Origin of the sequence: Amycolatopsis orientalis DSM 40040 = KCTC 9412, assembly GCF_000478275.1 — a bacterium.
Taxonomy (GTDB): domain Bacteria; phylum Actinomycetota; class Actinomycetes; order Mycobacteriales; family Pseudonocardiaceae; genus Amycolatopsis; species Amycolatopsis orientalis.
In genome coordinates, this window is the sequence record NZ_ASJB01000083.1 from 387,597 (window position 1) to 406,252 (window position 18,656).

20 protein-coding genes and 1 pseudogene are annotated in these 18,656 nt (G+C 69.8%); 5 read left to right on the plus strand and 16 right to left on the minus strand.

The genetic code is table 11. From position 1 onward, the window contains the following. Window positions 1-2 precede the first annotated feature (2 nt). From L324_RS33030 to L324_RS33050, 5 genes are all read right to left on the minus strand, one after another. A complete protein-coding gene (locus L324_RS33030) occupies window positions 3-1,070 on the minus strand; it encodes a sulfate/molybdate ABC transporter ATP-binding protein (RefSeq protein WP_037318016.1) in 1,068 nt (355 codons plus the stop codon). Beyond that, a complete protein-coding gene (locus tag L324_RS33035; RefSeq protein ID WP_037318854.1) occupies window positions 1,067-1,834 on the minus strand; it encodes an ABC transporter permease in 768 nt (255 codons plus the stop codon). The genes L324_RS33030 and L324_RS33035 overlap by 4 nt, the downstream gene beginning before the upstream one ends. 85 nt (window positions 1,835-1,919) lie before the next feature. Beyond that, entirely contained in the window at window positions 1,920-2,675 is a 756-nt protein-coding gene (gene modA, locus L324_RS33040; protein ID WP_037318018.1) for a molybdate ABC transporter substrate-binding protein, read from the minus strand. Continuing rightward, entirely contained in the window at window positions 2,672-3,076 is a 405-nt protein-coding gene (locus L324_RS33045) for a TOBE domain-containing protein (protein WP_037318020.1), read from the minus strand. The genes modA and L324_RS33045 overlap by 4 nt, the downstream gene beginning before the upstream one ends. Before the next feature lie 33 nt (window positions 3,077-3,109). Beyond that, entirely contained in the window at window positions 3,110-3,583 is a 474-nt protein-coding gene (locus L324_RS33050; RefSeq protein WP_037318022.1) for a MarR family winged helix-turn-helix transcriptional regulator, read from the minus strand. 100 nt (window positions 3,584-3,683) lie between these two features. Here L324_RS33050 and moaA point away from each other — a divergent pair, with 100 nt between their 5' ends. The 4 genes from moaA to L324_RS44035 all read left to right on the plus strand — a co-directional run bounded on the left by moaA (window position 3,684) and on the right by L324_RS44035 (window position 7,231). Continuing rightward, the gene (gene moaA / locus L324_RS33055) at window positions 3,684-4,748 is read left to right on the plus strand and encodes a GTP 3',8-cyclase MoaA (RefSeq protein ID WP_051174226.1); all 1,065 of its coding nucleotides are present in this window, start codon (window positions 3,684-3,686) and stop codon (window positions 4,746-4,748) included. Between the two features lies 1 nt (window position 4,749). Continuing rightward, on the plus strand, window positions 4,750-5,004 hold the full coding sequence (locus L324_RS33060; RefSeq protein WP_037318026.1) for a MoaD/ThiS family protein: 255 nt from the start codon (window positions 4,750-4,752) through the stop codon (window positions 5,002-5,004). 284 nt (window positions 5,005-5,288) lie between these two features. Further along, window positions 5,289-6,140, plus strand: coding sequence for a phosphatidylinositol-specific phospholipase C/glycerophosphodiester phosphodiesterase family protein (locus L324_RS33065; RefSeq protein ID WP_037318028.1), 852 nt, complete (start codon window positions 5,289-5,291; stop codon window positions 6,138-6,140). A gap of 455 nt (window positions 6,141-6,595) precedes the next feature. Then, window positions 6,596-7,231, plus strand: coding sequence for a transglycosylase family protein (locus L324_RS44035; protein ID WP_037318030.1), 636 nt, complete (start codon window positions 6,596-6,598; stop codon window positions 7,229-7,231). A 175-nt stretch (window positions 7,232-7,406) separates the two neighbouring features. Here the strand turns inward: L324_RS44035 and L324_RS44040 are convergent. The 5 genes and pseudogenes from L324_RS44040 to L324_RS33100 all read right to left on the minus strand — a co-directional run bounded on the left by L324_RS44040 (window position 7,407) and on the right by L324_RS33100 (window position 12,185). Continuing rightward, window positions 7,407-8,323, minus strand: a pseudogene (locus L324_RS44040) (molybdenum cofactor biosynthesis protein MoaE). Continuing rightward, entirely contained in the window at window positions 8,320-8,790 is a 471-nt protein-coding gene (gene moaC / locus L324_RS33085; protein WP_037318036.1) for a cyclic pyranopterin monophosphate synthase MoaC, read from the minus strand. The pseudogene L324_RS44040 and the gene moaC overlap by 4 nt, the downstream one beginning before the upstream one ends. A gap of 16 nt (window positions 8,791-8,806) precedes the next feature. After that, a complete protein-coding gene (locus L324_RS33090; RefSeq protein WP_037318038.1) occupies window positions 8,807-10,351 on the minus strand; it encodes an alpha/beta hydrolase in 1,545 nt (514 codons plus the stop codon). Window positions 10,352-10,500: 149 nt separating this feature from the next. Next, window positions 10,501-11,901: an NAD-dependent malic enzyme gene (locus L324_RS33095; protein WP_037318040.1), complete on the minus strand. Its 1,401-nt coding sequence runs from the start codon at window positions 11,899-11,901 to the stop codon at window positions 10,501-10,503. 101 nt (window positions 11,902-12,002) lie between these two features. Then, window positions 12,003-12,185, minus strand: a complete 183-nt coding sequence (locus L324_RS33100; protein WP_037318042.1) for a hypothetical protein — start codon at window positions 12,183-12,185, stop codon at window positions 12,003-12,005. Window positions 12,186-12,278: 93 nt separating this feature from the next. Here L324_RS33100 and L324_RS33105 point away from each other — a divergent pair, with 93 nt between their 5' ends. Continuing rightward, window positions 12,279-14,522: a helicase-associated domain-containing protein gene (locus L324_RS33105; RefSeq protein WP_037318044.1), complete on the plus strand. Its 2,244-nt coding sequence runs from the start codon at window positions 12,279-12,281 to the stop codon at window positions 14,520-14,522. A 56-nt stretch (window positions 14,523-14,578) separates the two neighbouring features. Here the strand turns inward: L324_RS33105 and L324_RS33110 are convergent, their stop codons facing one another. The 6 genes from L324_RS33110 to L324_RS33135 all read right to left on the minus strand — a co-directional run bounded on the left by L324_RS33110 (window position 14,579) and on the right by L324_RS33135 (window position 18,655). Beyond that, window positions 14,579-14,911: a hypothetical protein gene (locus tag L324_RS33110; protein ID WP_037318046.1), complete on the minus strand. Its 333-nt coding sequence runs from the start codon at window positions 14,909-14,911 to the stop codon at window positions 14,579-14,581. A gap of 422 nt (window positions 14,912-15,333) precedes the next feature. Further along, complete coding sequence (locus L324_RS33115) at window positions 15,334-15,942, minus strand: DUF742 domain-containing protein (RefSeq protein ID WP_037318048.1); 609 nt, start codon at window positions 15,940-15,942, stop codon at window positions 15,334-15,336. Window positions 15,943-15,948: 6 nt separating this feature from the next. After that, window positions 15,949-16,371, minus strand: a complete 423-nt coding sequence (locus L324_RS33120) for a roadblock/LC7 domain-containing protein (RefSeq protein ID WP_037318050.1) — start codon at window positions 16,369-16,371, stop codon at window positions 15,949-15,951. Window positions 16,372-16,799: 428 nt separating this feature from the next. Then, window positions 16,800-17,408 carry a GTP-binding protein gene (locus L324_RS33125; RefSeq protein WP_007033392.1) on the minus strand — a complete coding sequence of 203 codons (609 nt, stop codon included), beginning with the start codon at window positions 17,406-17,408 and terminating at the stop codon, window positions 16,800-16,802. Continuing rightward, entirely contained in the window at window positions 17,389-18,171 is a 783-nt protein-coding gene (locus tag L324_RS33130; RefSeq protein WP_037318052.1) for a DUF742 domain-containing protein, read from the minus strand. Before L324_RS33130 ends, L324_RS33125 begins: the two co-directional genes overlap by 20 nt. Before the next feature lie 25 nt (window positions 18,172-18,196). After that, a complete protein-coding gene (locus tag L324_RS33135; protein WP_085939650.1) occupies window positions 18,197-18,655 on the minus strand; it encodes a roadblock/LC7 domain-containing protein in 459 nt (152 codons plus the stop codon). Window position 18,656: the final 1 nt, after the last annotated feature.

The following is an 18,656-nucleotide window of genomic DNA, read 5'->3' on the forward strand; positions in this document are numbered from 1 at the left end:
CCCTAATGATCGGGAGCCGCGTGGACAGCCACGGACGCCGCCTTGACCGAAAGGTTGACCGGTGTGCCGGGTTCGAGTGCCAGTTCGGCGACCGCGGCGGGGGTCAGGTCGGCGGCGAGGCCGGCCGCCCAGCCGTCACCGCGCGTCCGGACGCGGATCACCGGTCCGTGCGGTTCGAGCGCGTCGACGACCCCCTCGACGGTGTTGCGAGGACTACCCCGGTGCTCGCCGTCCTTCAGGTACACGGCGACGGCGCTGGGCGGGAACACCGCGACCGCCGCTTGCCCGCCCTCGACGTCCTCGGCCGGGATTCCGGCCAGCGACAGCCCGCTTGACGTGCGCAAACCGCCTTCGACGGCGACGCCGGGCACCAGGTTCAGCCCGGCGATCCGCGCGGTGAACGCCGTCCGCGGCGCGGCCAGCACCTTGCGGGTCTCGCCGCGTTCGACGATCCGGCCGCCGTCGAGGACGGCGACGTGCTCGGCCAGCGCCAGCGCGTCCAGCGGGTCATGGGTGACCAGGACGGTCGGCGGCCCGGAGCGGAGCACCCGCCGGAGCAGACCGCGGATGGCGGGCGCCGCGTCGACGTCGAGGGCGGCGAAGGGCTCGTCGAGCAGCAGAAGTCCCGGGTCGGCCGCCAGCGCCCGCGCGATCGCGACCCGCTGCGCCTGGCCGCCGGAGAGCTGCGCGGGCTTGCGGACGGCGAGGTCGAGGGCGTCCACCTCGGCCAGCCACTCCCGCGCGCGACTTCTCGACTCGGCGCGCCCCGCGCCCGCCGAACGGGGCGCGAAGGCGACGTTGTCCAAAGCGGACAGATGGGGGAAGAGCAGGGCGTCCTGGGAGAGGAGACCGATGCCGCGGGCGTGCGGCGGCAGGCCCGCCAGGTCGCGGCCGTCCAAAGTGAGCCGCGCGCGATCCGGCCTGAGCAGTCCGGCGAGACAACCGAGCACACTGGACTTGCCCGAACCGTTCGGCCCGAGCAGGGCGAGCACACCGCCGTCGGGAACTTCGAACTCGACGGCCAGTGCGAACTCGCCACGCCGGAGAGCGATCTCGGCCGAAAGGGTCACGACCGGACTCCTTCGAGCGCGCGTGGCCGGGCGAGCGCGATCACCGCGACGGCCACCAGGATGAGCAGCAGCGCGAGGGCGACGGCGCTGTCGACGTCGACCTCGGCCTGGGTGTAGACCTCCAGCGGGAGGGTCCGGGTGACGCCTTCCAGGCTGCCCGCGAAGGTGATCGTGGCGCCGAACTCGCCCAGTGCCCGCGCGAAGCTCAGCACGATCCCCGAACCGAGCGCGGGCGTCAGCAGCGGCAGCGTGACCCGGCGGAACACCGTCCAGGGCTTCGCGCCGAGCGTCGAGGCGACCCGCTCGTAGCGGTCACCGGCGCCGCGCAACGCGCCTTCGAGACTGACCACGAGGAACGGCATCGCGACGAACGTCTGCGCGATGATCACCGCGGCCGTGGTGAACGGCACCTGTTCGCCGGTCAAGGCGGTCACCAGGATGCCCAGGAAACCCTTGCGGCCCAACAGGTACAACAGCGCGAGCCCGCCGACCACCGGCGGCAGGACCAGCGGCAGCAGCACCACCGCGCGCAGCACGCGGATCCCGCGCGCCCGAGAGCGCGCGAGCACCACGGCGAGCGGGACACCGAAGAGCACACAGGCCACAGTGGACAGTCCGGCGGTGACCAGCGAGAGCTTGAGCGCGTTCAGCGACGACGGCGAGGCGATGAGCTCCGGGAAGCGGGTCAGATCCGTGCGCACCAGGAGGCCGACGACCGGCAGCACCACCAGCGCCAGCGCGCAGACCGCCGGCGGCCAGAGCACCCACGGCACCCCGATGCCCGCGTTTCGTCCTCTGGATGCGGTAGTTGCGCGTGCATCTACCGCATCCAGAGGACGAAATGCGGGGTCAGGGCGCGCCAAAACCGGCCTTCGCCAGTTCCTGCTTGCCCTCGGCGCTCAGGACGAAGTCCCTGAACTGCTTCGCGAGCGCTGTCTGCGGAGCGTCCTTCACCACGGCGATCGGGTAGTCGTTGATGGCGCCCGAAGACTCGGGGAAGTCCACTTTGTCCACCTTCCCCGCCGCCGACGTCGCGTCGGTGACGTAGACGAGTCCCGCGTCCGCGTCGCCCGACCGCACCTTCGCGAGCACCGACTTGACGTCCTGCTCCTCGCTCGCGGGCTTGAGCGTGACCCCGGACGACTGCTGGACCTTCTTCGCCGCCGACCCGCACGGCACCTGCGGCGCGCAGACGACCACGGTCAGGCCGTCCCCGGCGAGGTCCGCCAAGCCCTTGATGCCCTTCGGATTGCCCTTGGCGACGGCGATGGCGAGCCGGTTGGTGGCGAACACCGACGGCTGCCCGTCGATCACCTCATCCTTGGCCGCCTTGTCCATATTGGCCTGGTCGGCGGACGCGAACACGTCCGCCTTCGCGCCCTGGGTCAGCTTCTGGACCAGCGCCGAGGAGCCCTCGAAGCTGAACTTCACGGTCACGCCGGAGTTCTGCGCCTCGAACCGCTTGCCCAGCGCGCCGAACGACTCGGTCAGCGACGCCGCCGCGAACACCGTCAGCGTCCGTCCCCCGTCTTGGGGCGCCGCCTCGGAACCACAGGCCGTCGCGGCCAGGGCCAGTGCGAGCAGCGCCGGGACCAGTCTCCTCATCGGCTTCCCTCCGGGGTTTCGACCACGACGGTGGTCGCCTTGACGACGGCCACCGCGAGCACGCCGGGCCGCAGCCCGAGTTCGCGGACGGCCTCCGCGCTCATCAGGGAGACCACGCGGTGCGGACCGCATTGGAGTTCGACCTGCGCCATCACCTTGTCCGTGACGACCTCGGTGACCAGGCCGACGAACCGGTTGCGCGCGGAACGGCCGACACTCGACGGATCCTCCGGCTGTTCGGCCTGCGCCTTGGCGAACGCGGCCAGCTCGGCGCCGTCGACGACCTTGCGGCCCGCCGAGTCGTCGAACGCGGTCAGCTGACCGGCGCGCACCCAGCGGCGGACCGTGTCGTCACTGACGCCGAGCAGGCGAGCGGCTTCAGACAACCGGAACTGCGGCATGTCTGGCAGGTTACTTCCGCAGATGCGGAAAAGCTACGGACGAGAGGAATCGCCGAGCAGTTCCTCGCGGAGGCCGTCGAGCAACGCGCTCTGGAATCGCTCCAGCACTTTCCGTTCCTCGGGAGAGAACTGTTCGAGGACCGTCTTCATGTTCGTGTACGCCGATTCGAAGAGCGGCGCGTGCCGCTCCATGGCGCCGGGAACGACCTCGATCAGGACCTTCCGGCGATCGATGGGGTCGCGGACCCGGCGGGCGAGACCCGCCTTCTCGAGCCTGTCCATGACGCCGGTCACAGCACCCGTCGACAGTCCGGTCAGCTCGGCGATCCTGCCCGCTGTCAACGGTCCCGGCGCCTGACCGACGAGTTCGAGTGCCTTGTGGTCGGTGGCCGACAGGCCCATCCGCTCGGCGATCCTGGCGTGCCGGAGGACGGTCAGCGTGCTGCCTTCCCGGCCGAGATGGGCGAACCGGGCCATTTCCTCCGCCGACAGCGGGTATTTCGCCATCCGGAAAACCCTTCGGGAAGAAACCAGGCCGCGCGGCGTTTAGGTACGAATAGCATTCTAGACAGTCGGTTTCTCCCGCTTCGGGGTTAGTCTGGTGGCAATGACAGCAGTCGATCTCGGGTTTCCCCGTGTCCCCGGTACACGCGGCCCGTCAACCGTGCCCAGGCCGGACAATCCCGCCCTGATCGACACCTTCGGCCGGGTAGCCACGGATCTGCGGGTGTCGCTCACCGACAAGTGCAATCTGCGCTGCACCTACTGCATGCCCGCCGAAGGGCTCGAGTGGATGCCGCGCGCGGACGTGCTGACCGACGACGAACTCGTGTTCCTGCTGCGGATCGCCGTCGAACGGCTCGGCGTCACCGACATCCGGCTCACCGGCGGCGAACCGCTGCTGCGGCCGGGCCTGGAACAGATCGTCGAGCGGGTCGCGGCACTCGAACCGCGGCCGCGGCTTTCCATGACCACCAACGGGATCGGCCTCGCGAAGCGCGCGAAATCGCTCGCCGACGCCGGCCTGGACCGGATCAACGTCTCACTGGACACCGTCGATCGCGCGCTGTTCGAGACGATCACCCGTCGCGACAGGCTGTCGCACGTCCTCGACGGCATGGCGGCCGCGCGCGTGGCCGGGCTGGACCCGGTGAAGGTCAACGCGGTGCTGATGCGCGGGCTGAACGAGGACCAGGCCGTGCCGCTGCTGCGATTCTGCCTGGCCGAGGGGTATCACCTGAGGTTCATCGAGCAGATGCCGCTCGACGCGCAGCACGGCTGGAACCGGCGCGACATGATCACCGCCGAGGAGATCCTCGGCATGCTCGGCGAGGAGTTCACGCTGACGCCGTTCCCCGCCGCCCGCGGTGGCGCGCCCGCCGAACGCTGGCTGGTCGACGGCGGTCCGGGCGACGTCGGCGTGATCGCGTCGGTGACGCGGCCGTTCTGCGGCGCCTGCGAGCGGACGAGGCTGACCGCCGACGGCGCGGTGCGCTCGTGCCTGTTCAGCAACGACGAAACCGACCTCCGCGCCCTCGTGCGCGCGGGCGCGCGCGAAGAAGAGGTGGCTGACGCGTGGCGGGCGACCATGTGGGGCAAGCTCGCCGGGCACGAGATCAACGAGGCCGGGTTCGCGCAGCCGATCCGGCCGATGAGCGCGATCGGCGGCTGACATGGTGACCATCGTGGTGCGGTACTTCGCGTCGGCTCGCGCGGCGGCGGGCGTCGACGAGGAGAAGGTGAGCCTGCCGGACGGAGCGCGCGTCGCCGACGCCGTCGCCCGCCTTCGCGAGCTTCACCCGGAGAAGCTGCCGAAGCTGCTCGAAGCCGTCTCGTACCTGCTGGACGGCGTGGCCGTGCGGGATCTCACGCGGCCGCTGACCGAGGCCGCCGAACTGGACGTCCTGCCCCCGTTCGCGGGCGGCTGACCTGCGGAAACGGGGGAAAACGATAGCGCCTCACGGAGCGTGCCAGCGCGACGGGAGACTTTGCCTCCGCGCGCCTCTTTCGGCCGAAGGCCACGGAAACACGATGAAGGGGCGCCTTTGGGCTCGATGGGACGCTGAAGCGAATCTGCGCCCCTTCGGCGGGTTTACGTCAGCGCGCGTGAATACGACAGTCCCTTGCTCCCCCGCGAGGCGTTCCAGGGCCTTTGACCTGCAGTCCGTTCCGAATTCACCATCCGGACGCCGAAGCCGCTGAGGATGCGCCAGTGATCACTCCCCGCCGTATCCTCGCCGCGCTGCTCGCGGCCGTCGCCGCCACGAGCCTGGCGACCGCCCCGGCCTCCGCCCACGAACGCGGCGTCCGGCCGCTGCCGCAGGCGCACAGCCACAACGACTACGAGCACACGCGTCCACTGCAGGACGCGCTCGATCAGGGCTTCACCAGCGTCGAGGCCGACATCTTCCTCGTGGACGGGCAGCTGCTGGTCGCACACGACCTCGCGGACACGCGGCCGGACCGCACCCTGGAGTCGCTCTACCTGGAGCCGCTGCGCCGTCGCGTCCTGGCCAACCACGGCGTCGGGGTCTACCGGCAGCGCGCCGGGTTCCAGCTGCTGATCGACGTCAAGGGGGACGCGAACAGCACGTACGCGGCCCTGGAGAAGCGGCTGTACGACCCGCGCTACTCCTTCCTCTTCTCTCTGTACGCGTTCGGACACGTTCAGAAGCGGGCCGTCACCGCGGTGATCTCGGGCGGGCGACCCAAGGACGTCATGCTCGGGCAACAGGTCCGGCTCGCCTTCTACGACGGCCGGATCAAGGACGTGAACGATCTGAACATCGGTTCGGACCCCCGGGTGGCCCCGCTGGTCTCCGATTCCTGGACCGGGCTGTTCACCTGGACCGGCACCGGTCCTTTCCCCGCCGCGGAGCGCGCGAAGCTCCACGACATCGTCAAGCGGGCCCACGCGGCGGGTCAGCGGGTGCGTTTCTGGGCGACGCCGGATGCCGCTGGACCTGCACGGGAAGCGTTGTGGAATGAGCTGGTCGCCGCCGGGGTCGACCACCTGAATACGGATGACCTGCCAGGGCTGGCGAACTTCTTGAGGTCTCGCTAAAGTGCGCGGCCCATTAGCGCGCGAAGGCGCACGAATGGGCCAGTCATCCCTTAATCCACGTGATGCAAGCCTCACGATCTGTGAATTATCTCGGCCAGGAAACGGTCCGATAACGGCCCTCTGACCTGCACAAACGGCCGAATCGTTATGGGTTGCGTGCTGTTACTGTGATGTAGGTCACAGCTCGAATAATTTCCGATCAGGCCGTTCGTTACGTACCGTCGCTTTTCGGTTGGCCCCGACCGACCACGCAACACCGGGAACCCGTAGCGCCGAGCCCTGTCCAACGGATTCCCGGACCCAACCCCGAGCGAAAGCATTTCCGGACAGGGACGAGGGGACCGAGCCGACGCGTCGTGCGTCAGGCGAAGTCAGCCGGCCTGAGACGGCCGGCCAGACCCACGGGTCTTTCCCTCAGCACAGGCTCGTAGGCGCAGGGAGCGAGATTTACTCACATGTCGTACCGAGGCAAGCACCGCAAGATGTCCGCCGCCACCCGTCACATCGCCCGCGTCGCCATTGCGGGTGTCGCGGTCGGCGCCCCCCTCGCGATCGCCGCGACCCCCGCGTCGGCGACCAACTGGGACGCCATCGCGCAGTGCGAGAGCAGCGGCAACTGGAGCACCAACACCGGTAACGGCTACTACGGTGGGCTGCAGTTCTCGCAGAGCACCTGGCGCGCCTACGGTGGCACCGGCAGCGCCGCCAACGCTTCGCGCGAGCAGCAGATCGCCGTCGCCGAGCGGGTCCTGCAGGGCCAGGGCATCGGCGCGTGGCCGCACTGTGGCAAGAAGGGCGGCTCCGCCAGCCCCGCCAAGGCCAAGTCGAGCGCCCCGAAGGCCACCAAGAAGGTGACCCCGAAGAAGTCGACCGCCCCGGTCGTCAAGCAGCAGGCTCCGGCCCCGGCCGCCGCCACTGTCGCGAACTCCAACCCGGCGGGTGACTACACCGTCGTGGCCGGCGACACGCTGTCCAAGATCGCTTCCAAGTTCAACGTCCAGGGCGGCTACCAGAAGCTGCAGGAGCTGAACAAGGAATACGTGCCGAACGCCGACTTCATCGTCGTCGGTCAGAAGCTCGCCACCAAGTGAGCTCATGAGCACCAGTAAGTCGTGATGCCCGCGGGATTCCCCGCGTGGCCAGGTCGCGACTGACAGAGCCCCACCGCGCTATTCCCCCGGCGGTGGGGCTCTGTCGCGTCCAGGTGTCTCGTGAGTGGTAGTGACGGTTCTAACCCTCATTACCACTCACGAGACACGGGGCCCGCTACGGCGAGTTGACCCACTCGTCGCTGCCGTCGGTGAAGTGCTGGTGCTTCCAGACCGGCAGCCGGGCCTTGACCTCGTCCACCAGCTCCGAACAGGCGGCGAAGGCCTGGCCGCGGTGCTCGGCGGCCACCGCGCACGCCAGCGCGACGTCCCCGATGGCCAGCGCGCCCAGCCGATGGCTGACGGCGACGGCCCGCACACCGGTCCACTTCGCCGAGAGGTCCGCGACGACCTCCGCGAGCACGTCCGCGGCGCTGGGGTGTCCCTCGTAGGCGAGCCGCTCCACCGACCGGCCGCCGTCGTGGTCCCGCACGACCCCGCCGAAGGTGACGACGGCGCCCGCGGCCACGTCGTCCACCAGCCGGGCGTGCTCCTCGACCGAAAGCGGTTCGTCGACCACCGCGACCCGTGCGACCCGAACGTTCACTGTTGTCCCTCCCGTGGGTGGTCTCCGCCCGCCAGCTGGTCGACGGCGTGGTCGAGAATCCCGTCCAGTACTCCCAGGCCGTCCTTCACGCCGCCGCGCGAGCCGGGCAGGTTGACCACCAGGGTCCGCCCGGCCACGCCGGCGACCCCGCGCGAGAGCACGGCTGTCGGCACGGCGGGCAGTCCGGCGGCCCGGATCGCGTCCGCGACGCCGGGGAGTTCGTAGTCGAGGACCGCACGCGTGACGTCGGGGGTGCGATCTGTCGGCGAGATGCCGGTGCCGCCGGTCGTCACGATCACCTGGACCCCGGCCGCGACGGCCTCCCGCAGCGCGGCGCCCACCGGGTCACCGTCCTCGACGACGACCGGATCCGGCACGTCCCAGCCCCGGGCGGCGAGCCAGGCCGTGATGACCGGCCCGGTCTTGTCCTCGTAGACACCCTTCGCGGCCCGGTTGGACGCGACGATCACCCTCGCGACCCTGCTCATGGCCGCTCCCAGGTCCCGGTCTTGCCGCCGTCCTTGCGGATCAGGCGGACGTCGTCGAGGGTCGCCGCGGGATCGACGGCCTTGATCATGTCGTGCAGGGTCAGCCCGGCGACGGCGACGGCGGTCAGCGCCTCCATCTCGACGCCGGTCCGGTCGTTCGTCTTCGCGGTCGCGGTGATGTGCACGGCCGTCTCACCGAGGGCGAATTCGACCTTCACGCCGGACAGCGCGATCTGATGGCACAGCGGGATCAGCTCGGGCACCTTCTTCGCGCCCATGATGCCCGCGATCCGCGCCGTCGCCAGTGCGTCGCCCTTGGGCAGCCCGTCGCTCGCCAGCAGGCCGAGCACCTCGGCCGTGGTGTGCACGGTGCCGCCCGCCAGCGCGGTGCGGGCGGTGGGCGTCTTGCCGGAAACGTCGACCATACGGGCGGCGCCCGTATGGTCGACGTGGCTGAGTTCACTCACGCCAGCAGGCTAGTCCTCAGAAGATGCGCTGCTTCGAGCGAACCTCGTCGAGCGCCTTCTCCCGGTCGCGCCGCTGCTCCGGCGTCATCGAATCGAACAGCCCGCCCTTGTCCGCGGCGCAGCTGGTGTCGTACGCGGGGCGCTTGCCTTCCACGAAGAACCGGTTGACGGCGTTGTTGCCGCAAGCGTTCTCGTCGGTCAGCCAGACCCCGTGCCCGCCCTCGTCCACGGTCACGATCCGCGCCCGGTCACCGAGCGCGCGACGCGTCTCCCTGGCCCCGCCGAGCGGCGTCGCCGGGTCACGCAGGTTCTGCACCATCAGGATGTTCGACGGTCCCCGGTCGCCGATCCGCACCGGCGGCTCGATCGGCTCGGACGGCCAGTAGGCGCACGCCCAGATGTTCGCCCCGGCCGCGCCGAACATCGGGTACTTGACGCGGTCCTTCTCGACGTTGCGCTGGTAGGTCGCGACGTCCTCCGGCCAGTTCACGTCGTTGCAGACCACGTGCAGCTGACCGGACAGCAACTGCCCCACGTCGATCTGCGGCGCCGCCTGCTCGGACTGCTTCAGGACGCCTTCGCCGTCGAGCGACTGCCACTGCTGTGCCAGCGTGGGGAACCCGCTGGTCGAGTACAGCGAACCGAACGTGAGCATCCGGAACGCCGCGCCGTCCACACCCGGGACCGCGCCGCCGTCGAGCTTGGCGGCGAGTTCGTAGAACTTCGCCGTCACCTGCTGCGGAGTGCGGCCCAGCCCGTAGCTGGCGTGGCGCGCCGCCGCCCACTTCGCGAAGTCCGGGAAGCGGTCCTGGAATCCTTCCGCCAGCCGACGCGAACCCATGGGGTCGAGCCCACCCGGGCCGACCACGCTGTCGAGCACGACGCGATCGGTCCGTTGCGGGAACAGCGTCGAGTAGACGGCGCCGAGGTAACTCCCGTACGAGACGCCGTAGTACGAGATCTTCTTCTCGCCCAAGGCTTCCCGGATGCGGTCCATGTCGCGGGCGGTGTTGGCCGTGGTGATGTACGGCAGATTCGCCGCGGTCTTCGAGTCACCGCACTGCTTGGCGACGCCGGCCACGGACTTCGCCCGCTCCGCCACCGCCGCCGCGTCACGTGCGTACGGCGGGACGTTGCTGACCAGCTGCTCGGGCTTCAGATCGCAGGTGACCGGCGTACTGCTGCCGATGCCCCGCGGATCGAAACCGATCAGGTCGTACGCGTCGAGCACACTCGACGGCATACCCGCGGCCCGCAGGCCGTCCGGCATGGTCAGCCCCGGGCCCCCTGGCCCGCCCGGGTTCATCAGCATGACCCCGCGCCGCTTGGCCGGTTTCGTGCTGGCGAGCTTCGACACGGCGATGTCGATGGTCGGCCCGCCCGGCTTCCGGTAGTCGAGCGGGACCTTCAAGGTGGCGCACTGCAGGGTGGCCACGTCCGGGCAAGGTGCCCACTTCAGTGAAGAAGACGGCGCGGCGGACGCCGTGGCGGGTACGAATACCGCCAAGGTGACCGCCGCGGCCGTGAGTGTCCCGATTCTGCTCAGGACAGAGTGCTTCATCCCCAACCCCCGTCAAGATCGACTTCCTGGTCGGAATCGAGCCTATGAGCGGGCCGGGTACGGAGTCGTCACCCTGAAGTCGGTGCCCGCGTCGGCCTGAGTGATGACGCGGCCACCGAATGGAGCAAGGGACCTTTGCTATCGCTTCGTCAGCGCTCGGCCGATTGCGCGGCCTTGGCCGCCTTCTTGACGGCCTCGGCGACCGCGGGCGCGACGGCGTTGTCGAAGACGCTCGGCACGATGAACGACGCGTTGAGCTTGCCGTTGTCCACGACGTCCGCGATGGCGTCGGCCGCCGCGAGCAGCATCGAGTCGTCGATGTGGTGCGCGTGCGCGTCGAGCAGGCCGCGGAACACGCCGGGGAAGGCGAGCACGTTGTTGATCTGGTTCGGGAAGTCGCTGCGGCCGGTGGCGACGACGGCGGCGTGCTTCTGCGCCTCCAGCGGGTCGATCTCCGGGTCCGGGTTGGCGAGCGCGAACACGACGGCGTCGGACTTCATGGTCGCGACCTGCTCGGCCCCGAACAGGTTCGGCGCGGAGACCCCGATGAACACGTCGGCGCCGACGAGCGCCTCGTGCAGCGTGCCGGACTGCTGCTCCTTGTTGGTGTGCTCGGCGATCCAGGTCAGGTTCTCGTCGAGGTTGCCCCGTGCGGAGTGCACGATGCCGTCGATGTCGGCGGCCACCACGTCACCCGGCTTCTTGCCCAGCAGCAGGCGGATGATCGCCGAACCGGCCGCGCCGACGCCGCTGACCACGATCTTGCAGTCCTCGATGTTCTTCCCGACCACGCGCAGCGCGTTGCGCAGGGCGGCGACCACGACGATCGCGGTGCCGTGCTGGTCGTCGTGGAACACCGGGATGTCGAGCTGCTCACGCAGGCGCTTCTCGATCTCGAAGCAGCGCGGCGCGGCGATGTCCTCGAGGTTGATGCCCGCGTAGACCGGGGCGATCGCCTTGACGATCTTGATGATCTCTTCGGTGTCCTGGGTGTCCAGGCACACCGGCCAGGCGTCGACGTCGGCGAACTTCTTGAACAGCGCCGCCTTGCCCTCCATCACCGGGAGCGCGGCGGCGGGGCCGATGTTGCCCAGCCCCAGCACGGCCGAACCGTCGGTGACGACGGCGACGGTGTTCCGCTTGATGGTCAGGCGGCGCGCGTCCTCGGGGTTCGCGGCGATCGCCTGGCAGACCCGCGCGACACCGGGCGTGTACGCGCGGGAGAGGTCGTCACGGTTGCGGAGCGCGACCTTGGGGGTGACCTCGATCTTGCCGCCGAGGTGGATCAGGAACGTCCGGTCGGAGACCTTGCGGACCCGCACGCCCGGGAGCGAGTCCAGGGTCTGCGTGATGTCCTGCGCGTGGTTCTCCGACAGGGCGTTGGCGCTGATGTCGACGACGATCGAGTCGGGGTGCGACTCGACGACGTCGAACGCGGTCAGCACACCGCCGACCCGGCCGACGGCGGTCGTCAGATCACCCGCCGCGGTGGACGACGCGGGGGCCTCCACCCGGACGGTGATCGAATATCCGGGACCGGGAACCGGCATGGCACTACCCCCGCTGAGGAACGCTCGAATAGGTCGATCGAAAACCTACTCCCGTGACGACCGCCACGAAGCCTCGCAGGGGGTGACTGACCAGTAACTTCTTACTTGTTGATCTCGGTCTCGGGGTGCACGTAGGGCACGCTCTCGAGCGGGAAGGTCACATCACCGAACGGGGAAAGCGCACCCTGCCGGTCGGAAGCGAGCTCGGTGACGGGGTGCTCGCCGTCTTCACCGGGCCACGTCGGGTCGATTCCCGCGCGCTTCTTGTTCTCGCCCTTCGCCACAACGTCCTCCAGAGCATGGTCAAGCCGTTCTCGAGGGACAGTCTGCCCGAACGCGGCTGCCGGTCCACCACCCGCCCGGTATCCTGGTCGTCTATGCCCGCGCCATCCCTGGCGGACTGGCTGCGCCAGGAGTCCGACGACGCGCTCGCCGCACTGCTGCGCACGCGTCGCGACCTGTCCACGCCGCCCCCGTCCGACACCATCGTGCTCGCCACCCGGGCCGGCACGCCGGGCTCGGTCGCGCGCGCTTGCGAAGACCTCGACACCTTCACCCTCGCCGTCCTCGACGCCCTGCTGCTGGCCGGGGCGGACACCGATCCGGTCGCGGTGACCGAGGTCTCGCGGCTGGTGGGCACCGAGATCGGCGAGGCGCTGACCCTGCTTCGCGGGCGGGCGCTCGTCTGGGGTGAGGACGACGGGCTGCGTGTCCCGCCGTCGGCCCGCGACGCGCTCGGCCCCTTTCCGGCCGGGCTGGGGGCGTCGTCGCCCGCGCTCACCGGAACGGACATCGAGGCCGCGCTCGCGGAGATCGGCGAGGACGAACGCGGCCTGCTGGCGACGCTGGCCGCCGGGCCCCCGATCGGCCGGACCCGCGACGCCGCGGCCGACGTCCCGCTGGAGCGGGCGCGGACGCCGGTCCAGCGGCTGCTCGCCAGGGGTCTCCTGCTGCGCCGGGACGACCAGACCGTGGAACTGCCGCGCGAACTCGGGATCGCCCTGCGCGGCGGTTCGGTCTTCGACCCGGCCTCACTGCGCGAACCGGAACTCCCCGTGCATCCGCATCAGCGGTCCACAGTGGACGAGACGGCGGCGGGCGAGGCGATGGAGTTCCTGCGCCAGACCGAAAACATGCTCCGCGCCTGGTCGGCGACGCCGCCACCGGTGCTGAAGTCGGGCGGCCTCGGGGTCCGTGAGCTGAAGAAACTCGCCAAGGATCTCGACGTCGACGAGACCCGCGTGACCCTGCTGGCGGAGATCGCCGTCGGCGCCGGTCTGGTCGCCGACAGCGAAGCGACCACGCCGGAATGGATCCCGACGACGCTCACCGATTCATGGCTCGCGTCGCCCACCGCGCAGCGCTGGATGACGCTCGCGCAGGCATGGCTCGAACTGCCCCGGCTGCCCGGCCTCGCCGGTGGCAGGGACGCGAAGGACAAGCCGATCGCGCCGTTGTCGGAGGACCTTCGACGGCCACTGGCGCCGGTCTCGCGGCGGCGGATCCTCCTCGCCCTGGCCGCGCTGCCCGAGGGCTCCGGGGTGAAGAGCACCGACGAACTGGTCGCCGCGCTCGCCTGGCGCGCGCCGCGGCGGGGCGGGCGGCTGCGGGACGAGACCGTGCGCTGGACGATGGCCGAAGGGGCCGCGCTCGGCCTGCTCGGGCTCGGCGGGCTCACCACGGCGACGCGGGCGTTGCTGGCCGAGGACCGGCCGGGCGCGGTGGAGGCGATGCTCGACGCGCTCCCGCGTCCGGTGGACCACGTCCTGGTCCAGGCCGACCTCACCGTGGTCGCGCCGGGGCCGCTGGAGGCCGAACTCGCGGCCGAGATGACCGCCGTGGCCGATATCGAATCGGCCGGGCACGCGACCGTCTACCGGATCACCGAGACGTCCGTGCGGCGCGCGCTGGACACCGGACGGACCGCGGGCGAACTGCACGCGTTGTTCGCGGCCCGGTCGGCGACGCCGGTGCCGCAGGGCCTCACCTACCTGATCGACGACGTCGCCCGGCGGCACGGACGGCTGCGCGGTGGCGCCGCGGAGTCGTTCCTGCGCTGCGATGACGCGTCGCTGCTCGCGGAGGTCATGGGCAGCCCGGTCGCGACGGAGTACGGCCTGCGCATGATCGCGCCGACGGTACTCATCAGCGTGTACCCGCTCGCCGAGGTCCTCGACGCGCTTCGCGCCGCCGGGTTCGCCCCGGCCGCCGAAGGGCCCGACGGGCGCGTCATGGACATCAGGCCGTCTGGACGTCGTCTGCCCGCGAAGGCGCGTGGCCCGCGTCGCGCGCCTGGAGAGCAGGCCGGACTGACGGACGATCAGGTCGGCAAGATCGTCGCGCACGTCCGGGCGGGTGACGCCGCTTCGGCACGTCGTCGCGGCGAGACGGTGCGCGCGCCCCAGGGCGGCGGCGCCGGGGACACGTCCGCGACGCTGGCGTTGCTGTCCAAGGCGACCATGGAACGCCGCGAGGTGTGGATCGGCTTCGTCGACTCACGCGGGACGTCGAGCCAGCGCGTGGTGCGGCCGATGCGGGTCGGGGGCGGGGTCCTCGAAGGGACCGACAACGAGCGCTACCCGCTGCACCGGATCACCTCGGCCGCCCTCGTCGAGGAGTGACCACCTTGCTCGGACTCCCGCATTTCGTCCTCTGGATGCGGTAGTTGCGCGGGTGACTAGACGAGCTGTTCGGTGCGGAGGTCTTTCAGCACCATCGACATGGCCTCGCCGTGCGTCGGCCAGTCCGGCGTTCCGATCCCGACCGAATGCAAGGCCGACCGAACAGCGGCATGACCTTCCGCGATGGCGTGGGAGAGGTCGTCGCCGGACACATCGGCCTCGATCTCCATCACCGCCCGACCGGCGTCCGCGGATACCGCGCTGTCGGCGAATACGCCGAGGCACCGTTCCTGTTCGAGGAGCGCTCGCATCACCTTGTCGCAGTAATCGAAGAGATCACCGTCGCCGTCGGCGATGAACACCCAGTGCGTGTGGACCGTCACACCCATCAGGAACCCCCTTCGATCTGGTAGCAAGGTTGACGCAGCAGCCAGGACACTGCGTTCTTTCCGTAGTTGGCGCCGCTTGGCGTCAGGTGGATCCACCGCTGATGCTGCCCACAAGGGCAACGGATGGTGTAGTAGGTCGGCGGATCCAAGATCCGCCATCCTGCCCGATGGAAGTGCTCCAGAACAGCTTCCAGATCCTTCCTAGGATGCTTTCTCCAGTACCCCACCGACTACTCCTCGACCAGGTTAACGCAGATCAGGAAGACCGGCGTCACGCTGAGATCCCGTTCACTGACGACCGAGGTGCTATCGGGACGGAGCGCATACCATTACCCAAGGCGACCGATGTTGACCCTAAAGTAGTCAACTGGTCGCAAGATTCCACCACCGCATTCAGAGGACGAAATGCGGAGGGGAGGGGGTCAGAGGGCGCGAAGGCCTTGAAGGACGCGTTCCATGAAGGCGCGCGAAGAGGAGTCCCCGAGGATCAGCTCCGTCTGGTGGATCAGCACCAGCCCCGCGTCCGCCATGTCGCCGACGAGCACCTTCACCACGCCCAGCGGCAGCCGCAGATGCGCGGCGATCTCCGCGATCGACCGGGTGTCCAGGCAGAGGTCGCAGATCTGCCGGTGCTCGATGGTCCGCACGCCGCGATACCGGCGGCCGTCGTCGCTGGTCGACACCAGCGCCTCCAGCGCCAGGTCGTGCGCGGTGCGGGTGCGCCCGCCGGTGCGCGTGTAGGGCCGGACACGGGAGCCAGAGGACGGCAGGTAGACCGACGCGGGCGCGCTGCCGGAAGGACCCGAACCCGCGGCGCCGTTACCCGTGGACGCGGGCCGCGGAGACGGCTGGCGGATCGGCGAAGGGGCCGTCGGGACGGACTCCGGCGGAGCGGGCGGGCGCCGCGGCATGACCGTGCTGATCGAGCTCAGCTCGAACCGGCTCGGGGAGTCGAAGGCCTCGCGTTCGGTGCCCTGGTACAGGGAGTCCCAGCCGGACGGTTCCGGCTCGGTGAACCCGGTGATCTTCATCGGCGGTCACCCACGTACGCCGCCCTGCAGCTGCGCCCGCAGCTCGGGGGTGATTTGCTGACCGACCCGCTCGACGAGCAGCGTCATCTCGTAGGCCACGGTGCCGATGTCGCAGGTCGGCGCGGCCAGTACAGCGAGCGACGAGCCGTCGGAGACCGACATGAGGAAGAGGTACCCGCGCTCCATCTCGACGACGGTCTGGTTGACCCCGCCCGCGTCGAAGCAGCGCGCCGCGCCCGCGGTGAGGCTGATCAGCCCGGAGGCGACCGCGGACAGCTGCTCGGCCCGTTCCTGCGGCAGCCCTTCTGACGGCGCGAGGAGAAGCCCGTCCGCCGAGACCAGCACGGCATGCGCCGCACCGGGAACCCGGCGCGCGAAATCCGTGATGAGCCAGCCGAACGAGCTCTGCTGCTGCCCGGATGCCGTCACAAGTCCCTCCTCGCTGCGTCAAGACCACCTGGGCGGCGTGGTCCGGACCTCTCTCGCTGACCAGCACCGACCAAGCACCGATGAGCCGAAAGACGCCTCCACCCAGCGTATTCGTCCCGCCGATCGTGTCGAGCCCGCCACCCGGCCGAGAGCGCTAACCGAACGTGAACGTCCAGCCGCTCACCGCGTCGACTCATCGCGAACCACGCATTCGTGGGTCACCCTGTGGTGGCGTCGTGCGACCGGGCGTGAATCGGCGTCCGCGCAGGTCACCGGCATTTCGGTCGCCCGATCGGGCGACGGCAGCACCGGATCGGGCCGAGGGGATCGCCCCACGTGCACTCCGGCCGGTGGCGCCGATGCCCGAAGCGGGTGAAGCCTGCCGAGTTCACTCCAACGGCCGCATCCGCTCCGGGCATTCGTCTGTTTTATCCGGCCCGCAACGCCGAATCGTGTGCGATGGCGTGCTGCACGACCGAGATCAACACCTGCTTGGCGGACTCACGTTCCCGAGCGTCACAGGCCATGATCGGCACGGACGGTGAGATCGTCAGCGCGTGCCGGACATCTTCGATCTGGTGGTGCAGCAGCCGGTCGAAGCAGTTGATCGCCACGACGTACGGCAGCTTCCGGTTCTCGAAGAAGTCGATCGACGGGAACGCGTCGGCGAGCCGTCGCGTGTCGACCAGCACGACGGCACCGATGGCGCCGACCGCGAGGTCGTCCCACATGAACCAGAACCGGTGCTGGCCCGGCGTACCGAACACGTACAGCACCAGGTCCGAGTCCAGCGAAATCCGGCCGAAGTCCATGGCCACGGTCGTCGTCGACTTGTTCGGGGTTGCCGAATTGTCGTCGACGCCGGTACTGGCCTCGGTCATCATGGCCTCGGTGGTCAGCGGATCGATCTCCGAAACCGCCCCGACCAGCGTGGTCTTCCCCGAGCCGAATCCGCCAGCGACCACGATCTTGGCCGACGAAGTCGGTCCGGTCACCTGCGGCGCATTCGCGTCGGAGTCAAATTCTCCGAAGCCCACTGAGCACCCTCTCCATGAACTCGATACTGGGCCGGTCACCCACGTTCTGGCTGGCGGTGTGCACCAGGACCAGGCCGAGGCCGGCCACGTCTCCGATGAGCACCCGGACCACGCCGAGCGGCAGGCGCAACAGCGCCGCGACTTCGGCGACGGACCGGGTGTCCAGGCAAAGGTCGCAGATCGACCGGTGTTCGGGAACGCGCACCCGGTCGAGCACGCGTCCCTGTTCACTGGTCGAGATCAGCGCCTCGATGGCAAGGTCGTACGTCGGCTTGGTCCGTCCCCGCGTGCGGAAGTACGGCCGGACCAGGCCTGAGGATTCGACGTCGGTGGTGTACGGCTCGTCGACGTACTCGTTCTGCGCCTGCTGCGGCAGTGCCGCGGCCAGCGGGTCGGCGGCGGCCGCCGCCCGGCGCTCCTCCTCCTTGTCGAAGGAGAACTTGGCGAATTCGCCCGAGTCGTACAGCGGACCGCTCCCACCGCCGAACAGTTCGGCACCGGGGCCGCCGAGCAGGCGTTCCCGGTAGTCGGAAACGCTGAAATCGGCGGGTCCCTGTCCCGCGTTCGAATCGGTCAGCCAGCGGGAGGCCTCGTCCGGGGACACGGGGTCGTCGTCCGACCCCTGTGCCCGGCGCGATCGCCATTCGCGGTCGACCCGGTCCCGGAAGGACGTCCAGTCCTCCCGGCCGTCGTCACGTTCCGACCACCCGCCGGAGAAGTCGTCACCGAGCCGGCCATCGCCCCTCAAGCGCCCGTCGTCCACGGCATTCTCCTCGGTTCCCGGTCGCTCAGCGGCGGACCGACGCGCCCTGCAGCTGCGCGCGCATCTCCGGTGTCAGCTGTTGTCCCACGCGTTCCACCAACAGGGTCATCTCGTAGACGACCAGGCCGATGTCACTTTCGGGCGATCCGAGGACCGCCAGACAGGACCCGTCGGACACCGACATCAGGAAGAGGAAGCCGTTGGCCATCTCGACCACCGTCTGCGCGACCGTGCCGCCTTCGAACACCTTGGCCGCACCGCGCGCGAGGCTGGTGAGCCCCGACGCGACCGCGGCGAGCTGGTCGGCCCTGTCCTTGGGAAGTCCCTTCGAGGAGGCCAGCAGCAAACCGTCCGCCGACACCACCACGGCATGCGCCGCGCCCGGGACCCGGTGCACGAAATCCGTGATCAGCCAGGCAAAGCTGCTCGTGTGTCCTTTACCCTGCGCCTGGCCGCCAGGCTGCGCCGGACCCCCCGGCTGCATC

Coding starts and splice junctions, on each gene's coding strand:
- L324_RS33045 (WP_037318020.1), bottom strand. CDS start 3,076: ATGCCGCAGTTCCGGTTGTCTGAAGCCGCTCGCCTGCTCGGCGTCAGT.
- L324_RS33135 (WP_085939650.1), bottom strand. CDS start 18,655: ATGCAGCCGGGGGGTCCGGCGCAGCCTGGCGGCCAGGCGCAGGGTAAA.
- L324_RS33090 (WP_037318038.1), bottom strand. CDS start 10,351: ATGAAGCACTCTGTCCTGAGCAGAATCGGGACACTCACGGCCGCGGCG.
- L324_RS33110 (WP_037318046.1), bottom strand. CDS start 14,911: ATGGGTGTGACGGTCCACACGCACTGGGTGTTCATCGCCGACGGCGAC.
- L324_RS44035 (WP_037318030.1), top strand. CDS start 6,596: ATGTCGTACCGAGGCAAGCACCGCAAGATGTCCGCCGCCACCCGTCAC.
- L324_RS33050 (WP_037318022.1), bottom strand. CDS start 3,583: ATGGCGAAATACCCGCTGTCGGCGGAGGAAATGGCCCGGTTCGCCCAT.
- L324_RS33060 (WP_037318026.1), top strand. CDS start 4,750: ATGGTGACCATCGTGGTGCGGTACTTCGCGTCGGCTCGCGCGGCGGCG.
- L324_RS33115 (WP_037318048.1), bottom strand. CDS start 15,942: ATGAAGATCACCGGGTTCACCGAGCCGGAACCGTCCGGCTGGGACTCC.
- L324_RS33105 (WP_037318044.1), top strand. CDS start 12,279: ATGCCCGCGCCATCCCTGGCGGACTGGCTGCGCCAGGAGTCCGACGAC.
- modA (WP_037318018.1), bottom strand. CDS start 2,675: ATGAGGAGACTGGTCCCGGCGCTGCTCGCACTGGCCCTGGCCGCGACG.
- L324_RS33095 (WP_037318040.1), bottom strand. CDS start 11,901: ATGCCGGTTCCCGGTCCCGGATATTCGATCACCGTCCGGGTGGAGGCC.
- moaA (WP_051174226.1), top strand. CDS start 3,684: ATGACAGCAGTCGATCTCGGGTTTCCCCGTGTCCCCGGTACACGCGGC.